Annotated in this window: 14 protein-coding genes; 4 read left to right on the top strand and 10 right to left on the bottom strand. The window is 74.2% G+C overall.

Going from position 1 to position 16,793, the window contains the following annotated elements; all coding sequences use genetic code 11:
• Window positions 1–37: 37 nt before the first annotated feature.
• Genes OOT42_RS10405 through OOT42_RS10395 form a run of 3 tightly spaced genes read left to right on the top strand, consistent with a single transcriptional unit; the run spans window position 38 to window position 2,950 of the window.
• Entirely contained in the window at window positions 38–889 is an 852-nt protein-coding gene (locus OOT42_RS10405) for an aminotransferase class IV (RefSeq protein ID WP_273651151.1), read from the top strand.
• Window positions 886–1,926, top strand: coding sequence for a hypothetical protein (locus OOT42_RS10400; protein ID WP_273651150.1), 1,041 nt, complete (start codon window positions 886–888; stop codon window positions 1,924–1,926). The genes OOT42_RS10405 and OOT42_RS10400 overlap by 4 nt, the downstream gene beginning before the upstream one ends.
• Before the next feature lie 19 nt (window positions 1,927–1,945).
• Entirely contained in the window at window positions 1,946–2,950 is a 1,005-nt protein-coding gene (locus tag OOT42_RS10395; protein ID WP_273651149.1) for a phosphotransferase family protein, read from the top strand.
• Here the strand turns inward: OOT42_RS10395 and OOT42_RS10390 are convergent.
• The 8 genes from OOT42_RS10390 to OOT42_RS10355 are packed head-to-tail and all read right to left on the bottom strand — an operon-like array spanning window position 2,900 to window position 12,906.
• Window positions 2,900–3,904: an NAD-dependent epimerase/dehydratase family protein gene (locus tag OOT42_RS10390; protein WP_273651148.1), complete on the bottom strand. Its 1,005-nt coding sequence runs from the start codon at window positions 3,902–3,904 to the stop codon at window positions 2,900–2,902. The two genes, OOT42_RS10395 and OOT42_RS10390, sit on opposite strands and share 51 nt — an antisense overlap.
• Complete coding sequence (locus OOT42_RS10385; protein WP_273651147.1) at window positions 3,904–4,914, bottom strand: phosphotransferase; 1,011 nt, start codon at window positions 4,912–4,914, stop codon at window positions 3,904–3,906. The genes OOT42_RS10390 and OOT42_RS10385 overlap by 1 nt, the downstream gene beginning before the upstream one ends.
• Window positions 4,911–5,825: a GNAT family N-acetyltransferase gene (locus OOT42_RS10380; RefSeq protein ID WP_273651146.1), complete on the bottom strand. Its 915-nt coding sequence runs from the start codon at window positions 5,823–5,825 to the stop codon at window positions 4,911–4,913. Before OOT42_RS10380 ends, OOT42_RS10385 begins: the two co-directional genes overlap by 4 nt.
• Window positions 5,822–6,979, bottom strand: a complete 1,158-nt coding sequence (locus OOT42_RS10375; RefSeq protein ID WP_273654819.1) for a DegT/DnrJ/EryC1/StrS family aminotransferase — start codon at window positions 6,977–6,979, stop codon at window positions 5,822–5,824. Before OOT42_RS10375 ends, OOT42_RS10380 begins: the two co-directional genes overlap by 4 nt.
• 2 nt (window positions 6,980–6,981) lie before the next feature.
• Window positions 6,982–8,277, bottom strand: a complete 1,296-nt coding sequence (locus tag OOT42_RS10370; RefSeq protein ID WP_273651145.1) for a M20 family metallopeptidase — start codon at window positions 8,275–8,277, stop codon at window positions 6,982–6,984.
• On the bottom strand, window positions 8,247–9,170 hold the full coding sequence (locus OOT42_RS10365; protein ID WP_273651144.1) for a TIM barrel protein: 924 nt from the start codon (window positions 9,168–9,170) through the stop codon (window positions 8,247–8,249). Before OOT42_RS10365 ends, OOT42_RS10370 begins: the two co-directional genes overlap by 31 nt.
• Window positions 9,167–11,347, bottom strand: a complete 2,181-nt coding sequence (locus OOT42_RS10360; protein WP_273651143.1) for a DegT/DnrJ/EryC1/StrS family aminotransferase — start codon at window positions 11,345–11,347, stop codon at window positions 9,167–9,169. Before OOT42_RS10360 ends, OOT42_RS10365 begins: the two co-directional genes overlap by 4 nt.
• Entirely contained in the window at window positions 11,344–12,906 is a 1,563-nt protein-coding gene (locus OOT42_RS10355; RefSeq protein ID WP_273651142.1) for a hypothetical protein, read from the bottom strand. The genes OOT42_RS10360 and OOT42_RS10355 overlap by 4 nt, the downstream gene beginning before the upstream one ends.
• A 189-nt stretch (window positions 12,907–13,095) precedes the next feature.
• On the opposite strand from OOT42_RS10355, the gene OOT42_RS10350 reads away from it, so the two are divergent.
• Complete coding sequence (locus OOT42_RS10350; RefSeq protein ID WP_273651141.1) at window positions 13,096–14,817, top strand: hypothetical protein; 1,722 nt, start codon at window positions 13,096–13,098, stop codon at window positions 14,815–14,817.
• On the opposite strand, the gene gntA is transcribed toward OOT42_RS10350, so the two are convergent.
• Together gntA and OOT42_RS10340 are read right to left on the bottom strand one after the other, a co-directional pair.
• Window positions 14,733–15,437 (bottom strand): guanitoxin biosynthesis heme-dependent pre-guanitoxin N-hydroxylase GntA, encoded by a 705-nt coding sequence (gntA, locus tag OOT42_RS10345; RefSeq protein ID WP_273651140.1) that lies wholly within the window; start codon window positions 15,435–15,437, stop codon window positions 14,733–14,735. The genes OOT42_RS10350 and gntA overlap by 85 nt on opposite strands.
• Before the next feature lies 1 nt (window position 15,438).
• The gene (locus OOT42_RS10340) at window positions 15,439–16,779 is read right to left on the bottom strand and encodes a nucleotide sugar dehydrogenase (RefSeq protein WP_273651139.1); all 1,341 of its coding nucleotides are present in this window, start codon (window positions 16,777–16,779) and stop codon (window positions 15,439–15,441) included.
• Window positions 16,780–16,793: the final 14 nt, after the last annotated feature.

Below are 16,793 nucleotides of genomic sequence, written 5' to 3'. Positions count from 1 at the left end.
CGCGGCTGTCATGCCCGGCGAGCAGGCAGGTGATGGCGTGGACGGCGGTGCCCGGGGCCTGCTGTCGCACGCGACGCAGCGGCGGCTCCTGCTCGACGGCGCGGCCGTCGACGCGGCGCGCCTGGTCGACCTGATGTCGACGAACCTGGGTCACTCCACGGCGATGCAGGTCCGGGGGAGCTCCGTCCAAGGGCTCGATCTGCACCTCGCACGGCTGGTCTCAGGGTCCCGCAGGATCCTGTCGCACGAGCTGGATCCCGCGCTCGTCCTGCGCCGTGTCGTCGAGGCGCTCGCCGACACCGAGGACGCGACCGTCAAGGTGTACGTGATGGCGTCGCCCGAGCCTCTCGAGCCTGCGCTCCTGGTCGTGGTGGAGCCTCCGGCGCCCGCCGGTGACGTGCCCCGGCGCCTGCGCACGGTGCGGTACCAGCGTCCGTTCGCGGACCTCAAGCACACGGGCACGTTCGTGAAGCGCTGGCACGAGCGACAGGCTCGACAGGCGGGATACGACACGGCGCTCCTCGTGAGCCCCGCGGGCGACGTCCTGGAGACGGCGACGGCCAACGTCGCGCTCGTGCGGGACGACGCTCTGGTATGGCCGGCCGGGGAGCTGCTCGAGGGCGTGACGATGCAGCTGCTCGAGCGGCGTCTCGCCGCCGTCGGCCTGGGTTCCCTGCGCGAGCGCCTCCCGCTCGCGTCGATCGACGGCGCCTCGTCGGTGGTCGTCGTCAACTCCCGGGGCGTGGCGCCGGTCGGCCAGGTCGACGACACCGCGATCGCGGTGGACCTCGCCCTCCTCGCACGTGTGCGCGAGGCGCTCGCGCACGAGCCGTGGCAGCCGCTGCACGTCGGCGTCCACCATCCGACCGAACCTGAAGGAGCACGATGAGCCTGGTCAGCGTCCACAACGAGTGGGACCCCCTCGAGGAGGTCATCGTCGGGACGACCGTCGGCGCCCGCGTGCCCGTGGGGGACAGGTCGATGATGTCGATCGAGTTCCCGGACGTCGAGGGACCGCAGGACATCCCGTCGGGCCCGTACGACCGGAGGGCCGTCGAGGAAGCCCAGGTCGAGCTCGACGCTCTCGCCGACAGCCTGCGGGCCCTCGGGATCACGGTGCGGCGACCCCAGCCGCGCGACCACGCCGTCGTCGCGTCCTCGCCGCACTGGTCGACCGACTCGTTCCCCGACGTGTGCCCGCGCGACGGCTTCCTCACGGTGGGCGACACGGTGATCGAGACGCCGATGTCCCTGCGCTCCCGCTTCTTCGAGTACCTCGCGTACAAGGACCTGTTCATCGAGTACCTCCGCAGCGGCAGCCGGTGGATCAGCGCACCGAAGCCGCGGCTCGCGGACGACCTGTTCGACCCGACGGCACCCGTCGGTCGGCGGGTGCTCGACGACGAGCCGACGTTCGACGCCGCCAACGTCCTGCGGATCGGCACGGACCTGCTGTACCTCGTCTCCGACAGCGGGACGGAGCTCGGCCTCCGGTGGCTCCAGTCGACGCTGGGCTCCCAGTACAAGGTCCACCCCGTGCGCGACGTGTACGCCTCCACTCACATCGACACGACCTTCGTCCCGCTGCGCCCGGGGCTCGTGCTCCTGAACTCGGCACGCGTCACGGAGGACAACCTTCCCGAGATCTTCCGCGGGTGGGACCTGATCTGGGCCGAGGAGCCCGTCGACACCCACCCGCCGGACCGCCGGCCCAACGGCTCGGTCTGGGTCGGGATGAACCTGCTGAGCGTCAGCCCTGACCTGGTCGTCGCCGACGAGCGCCAGACGTCGCTCGTCAAGCAGCTGGAGTCGCACGGGATCGACGTGCTGCCGGCGCGTCTGACCCACTCGCGCACCTTCGGCGGCGGCTTCCACTGCGTGACGCTCGACGTGCGCCGTCGCGGCACGCTCGAGACGTACGCCTGACCGGCACCGAGGCGGACGCATGGCGACAGCGGAGACGCTCGACGGGGCGGCGGACGCGTGGGTCTCGGGTCCGTGGGTCGCCCACGCACGTGCGTGGCTCGCCGACCTGCCCGTGGTGCGCGCCCACGGCGGCGACGTCCGGATCGCACCCGAACGCGCACGACCGTGGGGCGCGGTGTGGAAGGTCGGCACGGGACCCGACCTCCTGTGGTTCAAGGCCGAGGACCCGGCCGGCTTCGAAGGGCGCCTGACCTCGTGGCTGAGCGGCGTCGGCGTCGGCGATCCCGCCGTGCCCCGCGTCGTCGCGAGCCGCCCGGAACGCGGCTGGTGGGTCATGCAGCACGCCGGGTCCCCGTTGCGTCCGGCCCGCGGAGAGGAGGCGGCAGCCTGGGGTGGCGCGCTGGAGAGGTATGCAGCGGTGCAGCGCGCTGTCGAGCAGCGGACGGACGAGCTCGTCGCGATGGGTGTGCCGCACCTGCCACCACGGGCGCTGCCGGAGCGGCTCGACGAGCTCCTGCGCGACCCGCGGCTCCTCGTCGACGACCCCCGTGGCCTGTCGCGCGCCGAGCTGCGGGACGTGGCGGCGCTGCTCCCGCGGTACAGCCGATGGTGCGAGGAGCTCGCCTCGTTCGGCATCCCGGACACGCTCCAGCACGACGACCTGTCGGGCGGGAACGTGTGCCGGCGAGCGGACGGCCGCGTCGTCGTCATCGACTGGGCCGACGCCCACGTCGGGCACCCGTTCGGGAGCCTGCTGTTCCCGCTGCGCGAGCTCGACGAGCTCGGCGCGTCCCCCGAGGCGGTGGAGCGTGTGGTCGATGCCTACTGCGGAGCGTGGGCACGCGACGTCGACGCCGATGCGCTGCGTCGGGCCCAGGTGCTCGCGCTGCGCGTCGCGTGCGTCTCGAAGGCGCTGTCGTGGAGCCGTGCGCTCGGCGCCTGTGAGCGCACGGCTCTGAACGACTACTACGCCTCACCCGAGGCGCGGTGGCTCCGCCGTCTCCTGCACGCCGCGCGAGGCTGACCGGTCGTCGCCGCCGGCGGCGGCGATCACGTCGTCGAGACCGACCTCGAGCCCGATCTGCGGCTCGAAGCCGAGCACCTCGCGGGCGGCGCTGATGTCCGGCGAGCGTTCGACGACGTCGTCGCTGCCGGGCACGGTGACGATGCGCGAGCGCGAGCCCGACCTGCGCACGACGAGCTCCGCGAGCGCGCGCACGGACAGCGGCTCGGCCGGGTTCCCGATGTTGAACGTGCGGCCCCGGGCCGCGGGGGTGTCGAGCACGGCCGCGACTCCCGCGCAGAAGTCGCGCACGTGGCACCACGAGCGGACGTGCTCACCGGACCCGTGGACGATCAGGTCCTCCCCGGCGAGCGCGCGACGGACGAACTCGCCGACAGCGTACGAGCCGCGCCGGCCCGGGCCGTAGACGTTGAAAGGACGGACGACCGTCACGGGCGTCGCGGCGGCCCGGGCATACGCATGCGCGTACTGCTCGGCCGCGATCTTGCTCGCCGCGTAGGACCAACGGCCGGCCCCGGCGGGCACGACGGCAGCCGCCCGCTCGTCCACGGCCACGGCGTGCGTCCCGTAGACCTCGCTCGTGCTGAGGAGGACGAGATGGGTACCCGGTCGCCGAGAGGCGAAGCGCGCCACCTCGCGGCTGCCGAGGATGTTGACGTCGAGCGTGCGCAACGGGTCGTCCGTGACCGCCTGGACCCCGAGGAAACCCGCGGCGTGGACGACGGCGTCGACCGACCCCACCCGGTCGTACACGCTGGGGTCCGTGACGTCACCCTCGACGACCTCGACCCCCTCGTGGTCGAGAAGGCCGGCGTCGTCAGCGATCGTCCCGGAGGTCCGCGCGTCGAGGAGGACCACGCGCCAGCCCGACGCGAGTGCCGTCTGCGCCTGAGCGGTGCCGATGAAGCCGCACCCGCCTGTCAGCAGGAGCCGCCCGCGGTGCGTGCCGGCCATCACGCGTGCACCGCCTCGGCGCCCGTGACCGCGTTCTCGACGGCTTCCCGCACCCGCGGTGCACCCACCGCACGCAGCCTCGTCAGGTAGGGGTTCTGCACGGGTCCGTCGATGGGCGGCTCGGCTAGCGGCAGCGTGTAGCAGGCGAACTTGCAGAACACCGCGGTCATCCACAGCAGGAACGTGTCCGTGTCGGTCGCGACCGGGCGCCGTGACGTCCGGCTGTAACCGGCGAGGAAGGCGTCGAGCCGGTCACCGTGCAGGTGGTCCTGCTCGTCGTACGCGAACTCCGTCGCGGCGAGCGCGAGGTCGAGCCCGAGGTCGCCGACGTAGCAGTCGTCGAAGTCGATCACGCCCGTGAGCACCGGCCCGGAAGGGGTGTCCTCGGCCAGCACGTTCGCGCACCAGAAGTCGCCGTGCACCACTGCCGTTCCCGACGGTGCGCGCTGCGCGAGACCTCGTCGAGCGTGGTCCCAGGCGTGGCGCAGGCTCTCCGCGGCGTCGGCGTCCTGCGGCACCAGCGCGGCGTGCGTCTGCGCCACGAGCTCGTCGAGCGCCGCGCCGTCCGTGGCGCCCTTGGTGCCGACCGGACGCGCGTCCCGCAGAGCGTCCTGCATCTGCGCGTACAGCGCGCCCGCCTGCGCGGCGACCGAGGTCGAGAGCTCGTCGGGACGGACCGTGCGACCGGGGAGGTACTCGAGCACGGCGACCTGACGTCCGTCCCACGTCGCGCGCACCGGTGCGTCGGACGGCAGCGGGCCCGGGACCGGGACGTCCGCGGCACGCAGGTGCTGGAGGACCGACAGCTCGAAGGTCACCTCGTCGGGGTCACGTGACGGCGGGTACACGCGCACGACGACGTCTCTCGTGCCGTCGGAGACGCGGAAGTTCGTCGTGACGAGTCCGCCCTCCAGGCGGGTGACCGTCGCGTTCTCTCCGAGACCGGCGCGACGAGCGAGCGCGGTCACGGCTGAGGTGTCGGGAGTGGCCCACGACTCCAGGCGGTTCATTCGTGCTCCGATCGGGTTGCGGACGGCGTGATGGCCAGGTGGTGCTCCAGGCGTGGTGACCACTGCGCCTTGTGCCGCGCGAGCGACGCGGACGGCGAGTGACCGAGGTCGAGCCAGCGGCACCCGGAGGCGGCGAGGCGGGTCGCCGCCTCCCAGACGGTGAGGTACGTGGGCGACGGCTTGCCGGGCACCGCGGTGTACCCGTTGACGAGATACGTCGCGTGCGGGCCGTGCCGGAGGAAGAACGAGGCGCACACGAGCCGGCCCTCGTGCCGGATGCCGACGGCGCACGCGTGCGGAGCGTCCTCGAGAAGCCGTTCGAGGAGCACGGGGGGCGTGCGGTAGGCCGCACCGACCCGCTCCTGGGTCGCGTGCACGAGCGCGATCGCGTCCGGAAGGTCCGACACCGTGAGGTCGACGACCGCCAGGCCGCGACGGCGGCTCGCACGGACCGCGGTGCGCACGTTGCCGGCGACCGTGTCCCACGTGTCACCGGTCCCGTTGTCGAGCTCCATCACGGTGCACGAGCGCAGCGCGCCGACGGCAGCATCGGGAGGCGCTGGGTCGACCGGTCCGGTCACGAGGCGCAGGCACCGCATCCCGAGATGACGCTCGAGCACGGGGACCGCGTCGACCTGCCGGAGCAGGCTCAGCGGACGCGGGTCGTCCACCGCGTGCAGCGCACCGTGCCCGATGCCGCCGAGCACGAAGCCGCCGGGCGCGAGCGCGCCCCCGGCGAGGACGAGCGCGGCGAGCGGCCCGGCGCCGTCCGTGACCTCGACCTCGAGCACGGTGCCGCCGAACGCGGCGACCGTGTGCGCCCCCCACCACCGCGTCGACGTCGGCCGCACGTGCTCGCGTGCCTCCAAGGCGTCCCAGTCGAGTGCCCGGCGGGCGGGCCCGCGCGTCACGGGAGCCGCCGGAGTGCGGTCGCGACACGGTCGAGCTGGCGTGCCGTCAGGCCGGGGCGGCACGGCACGAGGAGAGTACGGCGCCACACGTCGTCCGCGTACGCCGGCCACGGGCCGGCCGACGCCCAGCGGCCGTACCGCGACGTGCGGTGCAGGGGGTAGTAGAGCCAGCTCGTCTCCACGCCCGCGGCCGCGAGCTCGGCCGCCACGCGGGGGCGGTCGTCCGTGAGCAGCACGCAGTATCCGTGCCGCAGGTGCTGGGCGGAGCGTGCGTGCAGACGAGTGGTCGTGGACCCGCTGAGCGCGTCCGCGAAGCGGGCGTGGACGAGCGCGCGCTCCTCGGTGGCGACGCTCGACGTGGCCGCGAGCGCACGCGCGACGACAGGGTCGGCCGCACGGGGCAGCAGGGTGCAGGCGCGCGAGTAGTCCGCGCGCTCGATCGCGTCGGGCACGCGGTCGAGCAGTGCCGGCGCGAGACGCACGGCGGCGGGCCCACGGGCCCACACCCGGCGGACGCCACGCACGGCGGCGTCGCGGACCCGCGTGGACCGCCAGTCCCCGACGGGGACGTGCGACGCGACGGTCGCACCTTCCCCGAGGACGAGCGCCCCACCGACGCCCGCAGGCACGGGCTTCTGCGGCCCGAAGCTGAGCACGGTGGATGCCGCACCGGTGCGGACGGTGGGGAGCGACTGCGCGGCGTCGTCGACGACGGCGAGCCCTGCCTCCCGACAGTGCCCGAGCACGTCGGGTGCGACGCCGAACGCGCGGACGGCGACGACTGCCCGCGTGCGCCGCGTCGTCGCCCGAGCGACCGACGAGACCGTGAGGCACAGGTCGTCGCCGACGTCCGCGAGCACCGGTCGCAGGCCCTCGTCCAGCACCGCCTGCACGACCTGCCCGCACGCGAACGTCGGGACGACGACCTCGCCACCGCTGCCGCCGTCCTCACCCAGCCCTCGCAACGCGAGCCGGAGCGCCGCCGTCCCGCTGCTCGTGACGACGACACGGCGCGGGTCGACGTCGAGGACGCGTGCGAGCACGTCGCGCGCGGTGTTCCCGGGCGTCGCGCGCAGCCGCGGCGCCGCCGGGTGCAACGGCACCCTGATCGCGCGTGGGAGCGGGTTGTAGCGCTCGAGCTCGGCCGTGGTCATGATCACCGGGGCGCTCGCCGGGTGAGGGTGTCCACGAGGAAGGCGGCGAGCGCCCGGGCGTGGCGGTCGACCTCCGCGCGCTCGACGAACTCGTCGGTTCCGTGCGCTCTGCCGAGGTCGCCCGGGCCCGTCACCAGGGTGGGAATGCCGCGCAGGCTGAGCAGCCGCGCGTCGCACGCGCTCGGGAACTCGCCAGGCCGTGACCGGACGCCGACGCGCGCTGCACTCGCGACGAACCGCTCGGCCCACGCGTCAGCACCCCGGACCTCGCCCCCGGCGGGGATCCGGATGCCGCTCCGGGAGAGCGCCGGTCGCCATGGCGAGAGCCGCTCGGCGAGCCGCGCCTCGAGCCGTCGCTGGACGTCGTCGGACGACACACCGGCGGGCAGCGCCAGCGTCACCTCGCAGACGGCGCGGGCAGCGGGCAACGAGGCGTCCTCGCCTGCCTCGACCCGGCCCGGCAGGACGACGGCGTGCCCCGTGCCACCGCGCAGCTCCGCGTCCAGACCGCCGAGCACGTCGAGCAGCACGGGCAGCCCGTTCACCGCGTTGTCCTCGAACGAGCTCGCGACCATGTGCCGGGGTCGGCCGTGGAGGACGACCGTGAGCTGCTCGAACCCACGGGTCGTCGTCCCCACCACGCCGCCGCTCGGCTCGACGACGACCGCGACGTCCGGCGGGACGCCGAGGCCGTCGAGCAGGCTCACGGTGCCGTTCCCGCCGATCTCCTCGTCGAGGACGAGCTGGACGAGAAGGCGACCGTGGCCGGCGTCGCGCAGCGCGGGCAGCGCGATCTCGAGCGCCGCGACGACGGACGCGACACCGCCGAGCGCGTCGCTGGTCCCGCGCCCGTACATCCGCCCGTCGACCTCGTACGGTGTCCGCCACGACCCCGGTCGGGCCCAGCCCGCCGGGTCGGAGACCACATCCACGTCGAGGTGTGCGTTGATCAGGACGGTCGGCCCGCCGTCACCGAACGTCTCTTCGGCCACGACGCTCTCGAGCGGGCCACGACGCCAGTAGTCCTCGAACGGCGCGCCGAAGGCGGCGACGTCGACGTGGTCGGGGTGGAGGCGGAGCGCGGCACGGCTGCGGCTCACGCGCGCGGCCCGGGCGCCCGCGGCGCGGAGAGCCGCCTCGGCGTGCCGCAGCGCGTCCCGCTGCCCCGGCGCGCCCGCGACGGGGTGCGTCGAGACGAGGTCCGCGAGAAGTCGCCAGCAGCGGTCGACCGCCCGGCTGTGCTCGACCGCTCCCGTCCAGGTCCCGGTCACCGAGCCGCCCCCAGGACCGAGCGACACCACGCGACCATCTCGGGTGCGCGCCTGCGCCGCGTGTAGTCCACCTCCTGGACTTCGAGCGTGACCGCGCGGACGCCGGCCGCCCTCAGCGCGAGGAGCGCGTCGGCGTAGCGCTGTTCGCCGACGGGACCGGCCCCCGGCAGCTCACCCTCGGTGCACGTCGTGCGCCGGCGACGATCCGCGATCCCGGTGAAGGCGGACAGGTGCGCGTGGCGCAGCTGCCCGTGCAGCGTGGACGGCACGAGCTGCGTCGCACCGGTGGCACGGACCGGGAGGCGCAGGTGCGGGTAGTCGTCCGCGTGGTCGAGGCTGCCCGCGGCGATCGACTCGCCGACGTACGTGGTGTACGCGTAGTGGCAGACGTCCCACGTGACGCCCACGGGCCCCCCGCAGAGACCCGCGAAGTCCTCCGGGTACACGAGGAGCGGGTCGAGGTCCACCGCGTCGTTACCCGTGACGGGCATGTTCTCGAGGCCGACCCACAGCGATGACGACTCGACCCGGCGGGCCAGCGCAGCGAGCGCGCCGCCGAGAGCGTCCCGTTCCCGCTCGAGGTCCCGTGCACGCCACACCTCGTGGGAGGCGATGCGGTTGCTGTGCAGCACGACCCCGTGGAATCCGAGCTCGCCCACGACGTCGAGCGCCTCCAGCAGGCGGTCGCGCACCGCGGCATCCGCCACCCAGTCGGCGTCCTCGACGGGGAAGTGGAACGTCAGGGACGGCGGTGACAGCGCGGCCACGGCTCGCAGGTTCCGGCGCACGAGGGCCCAACGGTCGTCGTCCATGACGTCCTCGCCACGGAAGAGCGTGGCCTCGACACCGTGGCCCTCGGCCAGCAGGCCCCGGTCGAGCTGCGCCACGTCCGTGGCGAGAAACGGGATCGACAGGATCATCGGGCGAGCGGTGCCGAGGCGAGGGCGTCGCGCACGCGGTCCTGGCGTTCACGGCCCATGCCCGCGTAGAGGGGCAGGCTCACGAGCCGCTCGGCCAGCGAGTCGAGCACCGGGAAGCGCGCGTCACGGACGCGGGGCAGCCGTGCGCACAGCGGCTGCCGGTGCAGGGGCTGGTAGTGCACCTGCAGCGTCACGCCGCGCCGCGCGCAGTGGTCGACGAGCGCGGAGCGGGTGAGGCCTGACGCCACGGTGTCCAGGAGCACGGGATAGAGGTGGTGGCTCGACTCCGACGCGGGGTGGGGTAGCGGGCGCAGCCACGGCAGAGGTGCCAGGAGCTCGTCGTACCGGTCCGCGCGTCGTGCACGCTCGTCGGACCGTTCGGGGGCGGCGGCCAGCTGCACGCGGGCGACGGCGGCGGCGAGCTCCGACAGTCGCAGGTTGAGACCGGGCTGGTGCACCTCGTACGAGCAGGGGTCGTCGCCGCGCACGATGTTGTGGTTCCTGAACCGTCGCACCCGTTCCGCGAGCTCGTCGTCCGACGTGACGACGGCGCCGCCCTCGCCCGCGGCCACGGGCTTGTTGGGGTGGAAGCTGAAGGCCGCCGCTGCGGAGTCGGGCCACGCGCCGACGACCACGTCGGACGAGCGGTAGTGCGACCCCATGACGTGGGCCGCGTCCTCCGCGACCGTCGCCCCGTGCCGGGACGCCACCGCGCCGAGCGCGGCCATGTCGGCCGCCCGCCCGGCATAGTGCACGGGGACCACGATCGCCCGTGTCCCCGATGCCGCCGTCAGGACCTGGTCGAGGGAGTCGGGGCACATCGCCAGCGACTCCGGGTCGACGTCCGTGAGCGCGAGATCGGCGCCGAGCTGCAGCGCGGCAGCGGCGACGGCGACGAAGTTCAGCGAGCTGGTCACGACGAGGGTCGTGGAGTCGCACCCGAGCGCGACGAGGATCGCGTGCAACGCCGCGGTGCCGCTGGAGACGGCCACGGCGTGGCGCGCGCCGGTCACGTCGGCGAGGTCGCGCTCGAGGGCCGCGACCGTGGAACCACCCGTCCACCAGCCGGAGTCCAGGACCCGCCGGACGGCGTCCGCCTCACCGCCCGCGGGCGTGGGGCGGCTCACCGGGACGACGTCGGTGTGCGGAGTCGGACGCTGGACGGGGGTGAGCTCGCGCCCGGGTACGAGGTCGAGGGCTGCCCCGGTCCCGTCCGGCACGTCGCCGGCGACCGCGGTACGGAGCAGCATCTCGCGGTGCCCGAGCGCCCCGACGCGCTCCCACCACGCGTCGGTGCCGGGGTGGTTGATGAGGTTGTCGGCGTCCGCGCCTGCGGTCATCGGACGGCGGGGCGGCTCGGTCTCGAGGATCCGCCAGGCGTCGGCCTCCTCCGGGGGCAGGCCGAGCGCCTCGACCGCGGCGTCGAGGCTCGCCGCTGCACGCGCGTCCTGGCGGAGGGCGGCGCGGGAGACCTCCGCGCGGACGTCCTCCGGTCGCGCGGGCGGCGCGACGACGGCCTCCGCGAACGCACGCGGCGACAGGAGCAGGGAGCCGTCGCGGACCGCGTCCACGGGCTCGTCGGCGGTGTGCAGGAACGACAGCAGGCGATGCGGGCTGCCGAGCGCGCTCCGCAGCTCCCACCCGGCACGCGCGTCGGGGTCGGCCTCGCCCTTGGCGTCGGCGAGCACCGCGCTGCCCGGGACGGGCCAGAAACCGTCCGGGTCGTCGAACAGGACGACGACGCTGTCCCCCTGGCTGAACAGGAGGTCCATGAGCCGCAGACGCGCGAGCGACGCGGCGTTGAGCTGGTACCGCCACACCTCGCGGACGTGGTGCCTCCCGACGGTCGTCCGGGTCGCCCAGACCGGGCGGAGCCGCAGCCGCTCGAGGTAGTCGAGGACCTGCTGCCCCTTGTCGGCCCAGACGGCGTCCGGCCGCACGACCGCGAGACCGCGAGCGCGCAGGGCGGTGCCGAGCGTCGACCAGTCCGTCGCGGCCGTCCGGACGGCCGCCTCGTGCAGCGCCTCCCGGAACGTGGGCTCCCGCGCGTAGAAGTCCGCCTTGGCGGGGTACGTCGTGAGCTCTTGCAGCGCGAACGCCCGTGCGGCCTCCCAGTCGAGAAGGTCGTCGCAGACGGGGCTCGTCGCTCCCGCGAGCGCGACGGCGCCCGCCGTCATCGCGTCAGGTGGAGGGGGAGGACGACTCCGCCTGCCACCTCGCCCCACGGGCGCCTCTGGACACGGCCCCGGAACAGCAGCCGCGTCGCGTCCTGGCCTGACGGCTGCCCACCAGCGAGCGACGCCCACGGCAGGCGGACGGCGATCTCCACCCCCTCCGGCCCGGAGCGGCAGCTGCGGACGGTCGGGCGCTGTCCCTCGGGCGCGGGCACGGCCGAGTAGTCCTCGAGCTCGTGCGTGCCCCCAGCCGGGCGGAAGAACACCTCGTAGCGGTAGTCGCCCGAGGCCCAGCCCACGGCCACCATCTGGTCGTCGTCGACCGGTGGGAACGTGGCCACGGCATCGACGCCGTCGCCGTCCTCGCACAGCGTCACCCGTACGCCCGCGAGACCGCCGTGGTACGCGTGGTGCACGTAGCGAGGGGCGGCGTCCGCCGCGTCGGCTTCCAGCATGCTCACCGTCACCGCGCCGCCGTCCGCGGGGACCCGCACGACCGAGGGTCCGAGCACGTCGACGAGGTCGGGGTGGGTCGCCGGGCAGAGCACCAGGTCGTGCGCGTTCCACGGGATCTGCAGGGGGAAGCCGGCACCGCTGCCGTCCCACCACAGGTTGGACGGGAACCATGCCGGCACCTCGGCGTCGACGATCGGCGCGAAGGGGTCGACGTCGAGCAGGTCGAGCATGAGCCTGCGCGCGAAGCCTGTGACGAGCCACGCGTCGTGGCGCTCGTACAGCTCGAGGAAGCGAGCCGCGTCGAACGACGGCAGCGCGAGGTAGTCGCGGAGCTGGGCGAGCTCCTCGAGGCGGATGGTCGCGACCGGTAGGGGCTGCGGACTCATCGCGTAGCCGACGTAGAGGTGCGCGAGGCGCACGAGGACGGCCATCTCCGGGGCGAGGACCTCGAGCCCGGCGGCCGCGCCGACGCCCGCCCGCGTGTGCTGGAGCATCTCGTCGTGCGTGATGAGGGAGACGGAGAACGGGGTCCGCACCTCGAACACGCCCGTCGTGGCGACCACGTCCACGTCCTCGGCGCGCAACCCGCGGTCGATGGACGTCACCACGTAGTGCATGTGCACCTCGAGGTCGTCCATGTGCGCGAAGACGTACGGGTGCTCCTCGCCGTGGAAGTGGTATCCCGAGCCGTCCGTCTCCTCGACGGCCGCCGCGACCGCACGAGGGTCCGCGCCGATGACGTCGACGTCCCAGCTGAACGGGGCGTGCTCCCGGTCACCTGTGAGGGCGTACAGGCCGAAGCCCTTCATCGGCAGGAGCCTCACCCGGGGGTCGGCCTGGTCGAGACGTCCGCGAACCGCCCGGAAGAGTGCGATCTGCTCGTGGACCCGGTCCAGGTTGTCTGCGTCGCGCGCGACGACCGCCGCCTCGAGCGAGGGTGCGAGCCGGATGCCGTCGCGCCGCGCGCGCCCGATGAGCCGCGCGTCGAGTCGGTGCTCGGCGAGCGCCTCCAGCAGGAGCGGCTCGTCGCCGTCCTCGACCACGAGCTCACCCGGAGCGCCGGTCGCCCAGAGCAGGGCGTGAAGGACGCGCTCGGTCCGGGTCACAGGGGCCTCATCTCTCTCGGGTCACGGGTGCGTACGCGGCGGCCTTGCCGGGCGCCGTACGGATCGACGACGGCGTCGGACCGCGACGTGCGGGCGGCACACTAGCGACATATCCGCACAGACCGCCAGGCGTCTCGCGCCGTCCCGGGAGGCCCGGCGGACGTCCGCCGCTGTGGCAGCATGCACGCCATGGTCCGCCCGTCGTCGTCCCCGCACGCCCACTCGTCCGCCCTGGTCAGGGCGCGACTCGTCCCCGCGGGCACGACCGAACCGGCGTGGTCGCCGTGGCACGTGTGGGTCCGCGGCGGCACCGTCCGGGTGCACGACGTCGCGGCCTCGGCGGTCGTCGAGGCCGACGTGCCCGGCGGGTCCGACGTGACCGCGCTGGCGCTGCGCGAGGTCGCCCGGGACGTGCCGTGGTGGGAGGTCGCACTCGGTCGACCTGCGCCCGTCGCACTCCGGGAGATCCTGGCCCGACGCGAGGAGCGCCCTGTCGTGGGCGCTGTCGCGGTCGACGGCGAGCAGTGGACGGTCGCCGTCAACCATGCGACCGACTCGGGGCCGTGCCGCCTCGTGTCGGGTCGCGGGCCGGACGTCGTGGGGGTCACCGTCCTCGACATGGACGTGGTGCGGTGCGTCGACGGCGTCGTCGCGGTCCCCGGCGGCTGGGTCCTCGTCGACGCGTACTTCCACGTGGCCCGGCGGCTGACCTCGGACGGCACGCCGGTGTGGAGCTTCGGCGTCGACCGGTCCCCGGGGGACGCCGACGACCGGCTGTCCTCGCCCGCGGCGTGCACCGTGCTGGGCGACGACGTGCTCGTGGTGAGCGAGATGTCGGGTCGGCTCACCGTGCTCGGTCTCGACGGAGCTCTCCGTGCCGTCCACGGGGGACCGGGCGCAGGCCCGGGGTGGCCCCGCACGCCGACCTCGGTGTCAGCGGTCGGGGAGGACCGCGTCGTGGTCGCCGACCCGCACGGCGGCTCCGTGCACCTGCTGACCCGGACCACCGACGGGTGGCGTGCGCGCGAGCTCGCGACAGGTCGCACCGCCAGCACGCGTGGCCCGCTCGCCTTCCCCCGTGCGCTGCTGCCCCTGGGTGACGGGTTCGCCGTCGCGGACACCGCGAACGGACGGGTCGTCGCCGTCGAGCACGGCGCGGGCCGCATCACCGGGGAGGTGCGCGTCGGCGGCTGGCCGCGTGCGCTCGCGACGTGCCCCGGCGGGCTGCTGGTGGCGGACGGCCTCGGGAGCCGCGTGCTCCGGCTGACGTTCGGCGACGACGGCCTCGAGGACGCCGACGTCGTCGAGCAGCGCGTGACCACCGCCGACGGCGAGCCGGTCGACCTGGACGATCCTCACCACCTCGAGTCGGACGGTGCGGGCGGGTTCTGGCTCGTCGACAGCGAGCTCGACGACGTCCTGCACGTCGGTCCCGACGGGTGCGTCACGGCCAGGTGGACGACGTCGCCGGCCGGCGCGACCCGGCTGCGCGACCCGCATCAGGTCGTGCAGCAGCACGACGGGTCACTGGTGGTCCTGGACACGAACAACGACCGGGTCCTCGTGGCGTCGGCCGGCCTCGACGCGGTCGAGGTCGTCGTCGACGACGTCCGGCGCCCGCGGTGCGCGGTGCGGACGTCGGGCGGCTGGCTCGTGGCCGAGCACTCAGGACACATCGTCGCGTTCGACGAGGGATGGCAGAGGCTCGGCGCGTACGTGCTCCGGCCGGAGGGGCAGGCCGAGCACGTCGACATGGGTGACCCGCCGCGGTCGATGGTCGCCCACGCGGGACGGGTGCTCGTCGCCGACTGGCAGCGAGGCGTGGTCTACGACGTGTCCCCACCGGAGGGCGGAGGCGGGAGCGGGAAGGGGCACCGCCACGCATCCGTGACCTCCCGCCCCGAGTACTGACGGGCCTCGGACGCCTCGCCGAACTCCGCGAGCATGGGGTTCGTCGAACCCTGCAGGCGCAGCTCGAGGGCACGGATGCGCTCCTGGAGGCCCGCGTAGACGCCGGTCCTCTTCATCCGTGTGAACTGCGCGTGCGGGTTGAACGCGATCGCCGGCACGGTGAACCTGCGCGCCGTGCGGGATGCTCGTGGGTGCATGCCGACGAGGAAGAACGCCTCGCCCGCGACGGAGTAGGCGAACGACGGCGCGGAGGGGTCGGGGCTCGCGTCGGGTGACCAGCCGTACGACGTGCCGTCCACCGCGTGCAGCTCGCGGAGCAGCCGCCACATCGACTCCTCGAACTCGAGCTCGGTCGCGTGGTCGGGGCCGTCGAACAGCGCGACGAACGTCACGAAGTCCTGGTCGCGCGTGTCGAGCACGAACTGCTCCAGCTCCGCGTGCAGACGTGACGCGGTGGCCGGCGCGTGCATGTCGCCCAGTGCGACCGTGCGCAGCCCACCGCGTCGCGCGGCAGCACGGCCGCCGAGGCAGGTGAAGGCAGGACCCGCGATCCAGGCGCGCAGCTCGTCCTCGCGCCGTGGGCCCGCCGCGTCCGGCGCAGAGCCCGACGGTGCGCCCATGTCAGAGTCGCTCCACGTTGGCGCCCCGCTGCTGCCCTCGCGCATCGAGGACCGGGACGCCGAGACCGCAGAGCGCGTCGATGTCGACGCTGCTGTGGTGCTGGAGCAGGATCACGAGGTCGAACCCGGCGGTCGCGATCTCGTCCGCGTGCGCGCGTGGCACGCGTCGACCGCCGACGTCGAGCGCCTCCACCAGGGGGTCGAGGTACGCGACGTCGGCTCCGGCGGCACGCAGCTCGGCCGCGAGCGGTTCGGCGGGGGTCTCGCGCGTGTCGTGCACGTCCGCCTTGTAGGCCACGCCGACGAGCAGCACGCTGCGGCCGGCCACGTCCCCGCCGAGCATCTTCGCGGCGCGGGCGGCGAGATGCAGGGGCATCGACCGGTTGATCCGCGTCGCGGTCTCCACCATCGCGACCGGGCGCCCGAGCTCGGTCTCGGTGAGGTGCGACAGGTAGAGCGGGTCGATGGGGATGCAGTGGCCGCCCACACCCGGTCCGGGTCTGAACGGGGCGTAGCCGAACGGCTTCGTCGCCGCGCACTCGAGCGCGTCCCAGACGTCGATCTGCAGCTCGTGGCACGCGACCGCGATCTCGTTGACCAGGGCGACGTTCACGAGCCGGTAGGTGTTCTCGATGAGCTTCGCGAGCTCCGCCTCGCGCGTCCCCGCGGCGGCCACCACCCGACCGACGAAGCGCTCGTAGAACGCGACGGCCTGCCGGGTGCACGCGGGCGTCACGCCCCCGACCACCTTGGGGGTGTTCGCGATGCCGAAGTCGACGTTGCCCGGGTCCACGCGCTCGGGGGAGTAGGCGAGGTGGAAGTCGACCCCGGCGCGCAGGCCGGAGCCCTCCTCGAGGGCACGCGCGAAGACGCCTTCGGTCGTCCCCGGGTACGTGGTCGACTCGAGGACCACGAGCGTGCCGGGCTGCAGCCCCCTCGCGATCTCGGACGCCGCGGAGAGGACCGCTCGCAGGTCGGGCGCCCGGACCTCGTGGTCCCACGGCGTCGGCACGCACACGACGACGACGTCGGCGTGCGCACCCACGTTCCCGGCGTCCCCCGCGAGCGTCAGCCGCCGCTCGCGAACCGCCGACTCCAGCACCGGCTCCTGCGCGACGTGCCGCAGGCGAGCGGGGTCGACGTCGACACCTCGCACCACGAACCCGGCGGCGAGGAGGTCGACCACGAGCGGCAGGCCGACGTAGCCCAACCCGACCACCGCGACCCGTCGCGCCCCGGCCCGCCCTGACGCCGCCGTGTGCTCGCCGGACGAGCGTGCGACGGCGGGCGGCGACGGAGTGACGTCGACGACCTCTGAGCCCGTCGTTCGCGTGCTGAGCATGACGCCTTCTTTCT

The organism is Cellulomonas fimi, assembly GCF_028583725.1.
Taxonomy (GTDB): domain Bacteria; phylum Actinomycetota; class Actinomycetes; order Actinomycetales; family Cellulomonadaceae; genus Cellulomonas; species Cellulomonas fimi_B.
Note: the sequence above shows the minus strand (reverse complement) of the source record. Positions and strands in the feature narration are given on the sequence as shown.

Excerpts from the sequence above, each read along its gene's own strand:
- gntA (WP_273651140.1), bottom strand. The coding sequence starts at position 15,437 with ATGGGCGCACCGTCGGGCTCTGCGCCGGACGCGGCGGGCCCACGGCGC.
- OOT42_RS10340 (WP_273651139.1), bottom strand. The coding sequence starts at position 16,779 with ATGCTCAGCACGCGAACGACGGGCTCAGAGGTCGTCGACGTCACTCCG.
- OOT42_RS10400 (WP_273651150.1), top strand. The coding sequence starts at position 886 with ATGAGCCTGGTCAGCGTCCACAACGAGTGGGACCCCCTCGAGGAGGTC.
- OOT42_RS10385 (WP_273651147.1), bottom strand. The coding sequence starts at position 4,914 with ATGAACCGCCTGGAGTCGTGGGCCACTCCCGACACCTCAGCCGTGACC.
- OOT42_RS10375 (WP_273654819.1), bottom strand. The coding sequence starts at position 6,979 with ATGACCACGGCCGAGCTCGAGCGCTACAACCCGCTCCCACGCGCGATC.
- OOT42_RS10395 (WP_273651149.1), top strand. The coding sequence starts at position 1,946 with ATGGCGACAGCGGAGACGCTCGACGGGGCGGCGGACGCGTGGGTCTCG.
- OOT42_RS10365 (WP_273651144.1), bottom strand. The coding sequence starts at position 9,170 with ATGATCCTGTCGATCCCGTTTCTCGCCACGGACGTGGCGCAGCTCGAC.
- OOT42_RS10360 (WP_273651143.1), bottom strand. The coding sequence starts at position 11,347 with ATGACGGCGGGCGCCGTCGCGCTCGCGGGAGCGACGAGCCCCGTCTGC.
- OOT42_RS10390 (WP_273651148.1), bottom strand. The coding sequence starts at position 3,904 with ATGGCCGGCACGCACCGCGGGCGGCTCCTGCTGACAGGCGGGTGCGGC.
- OOT42_RS10350 (WP_273651141.1), top strand. The coding sequence starts at position 13,096 with ATGGTCCGCCCGTCGTCGTCCCCGCACGCCCACTCGTCCGCCCTGGTC.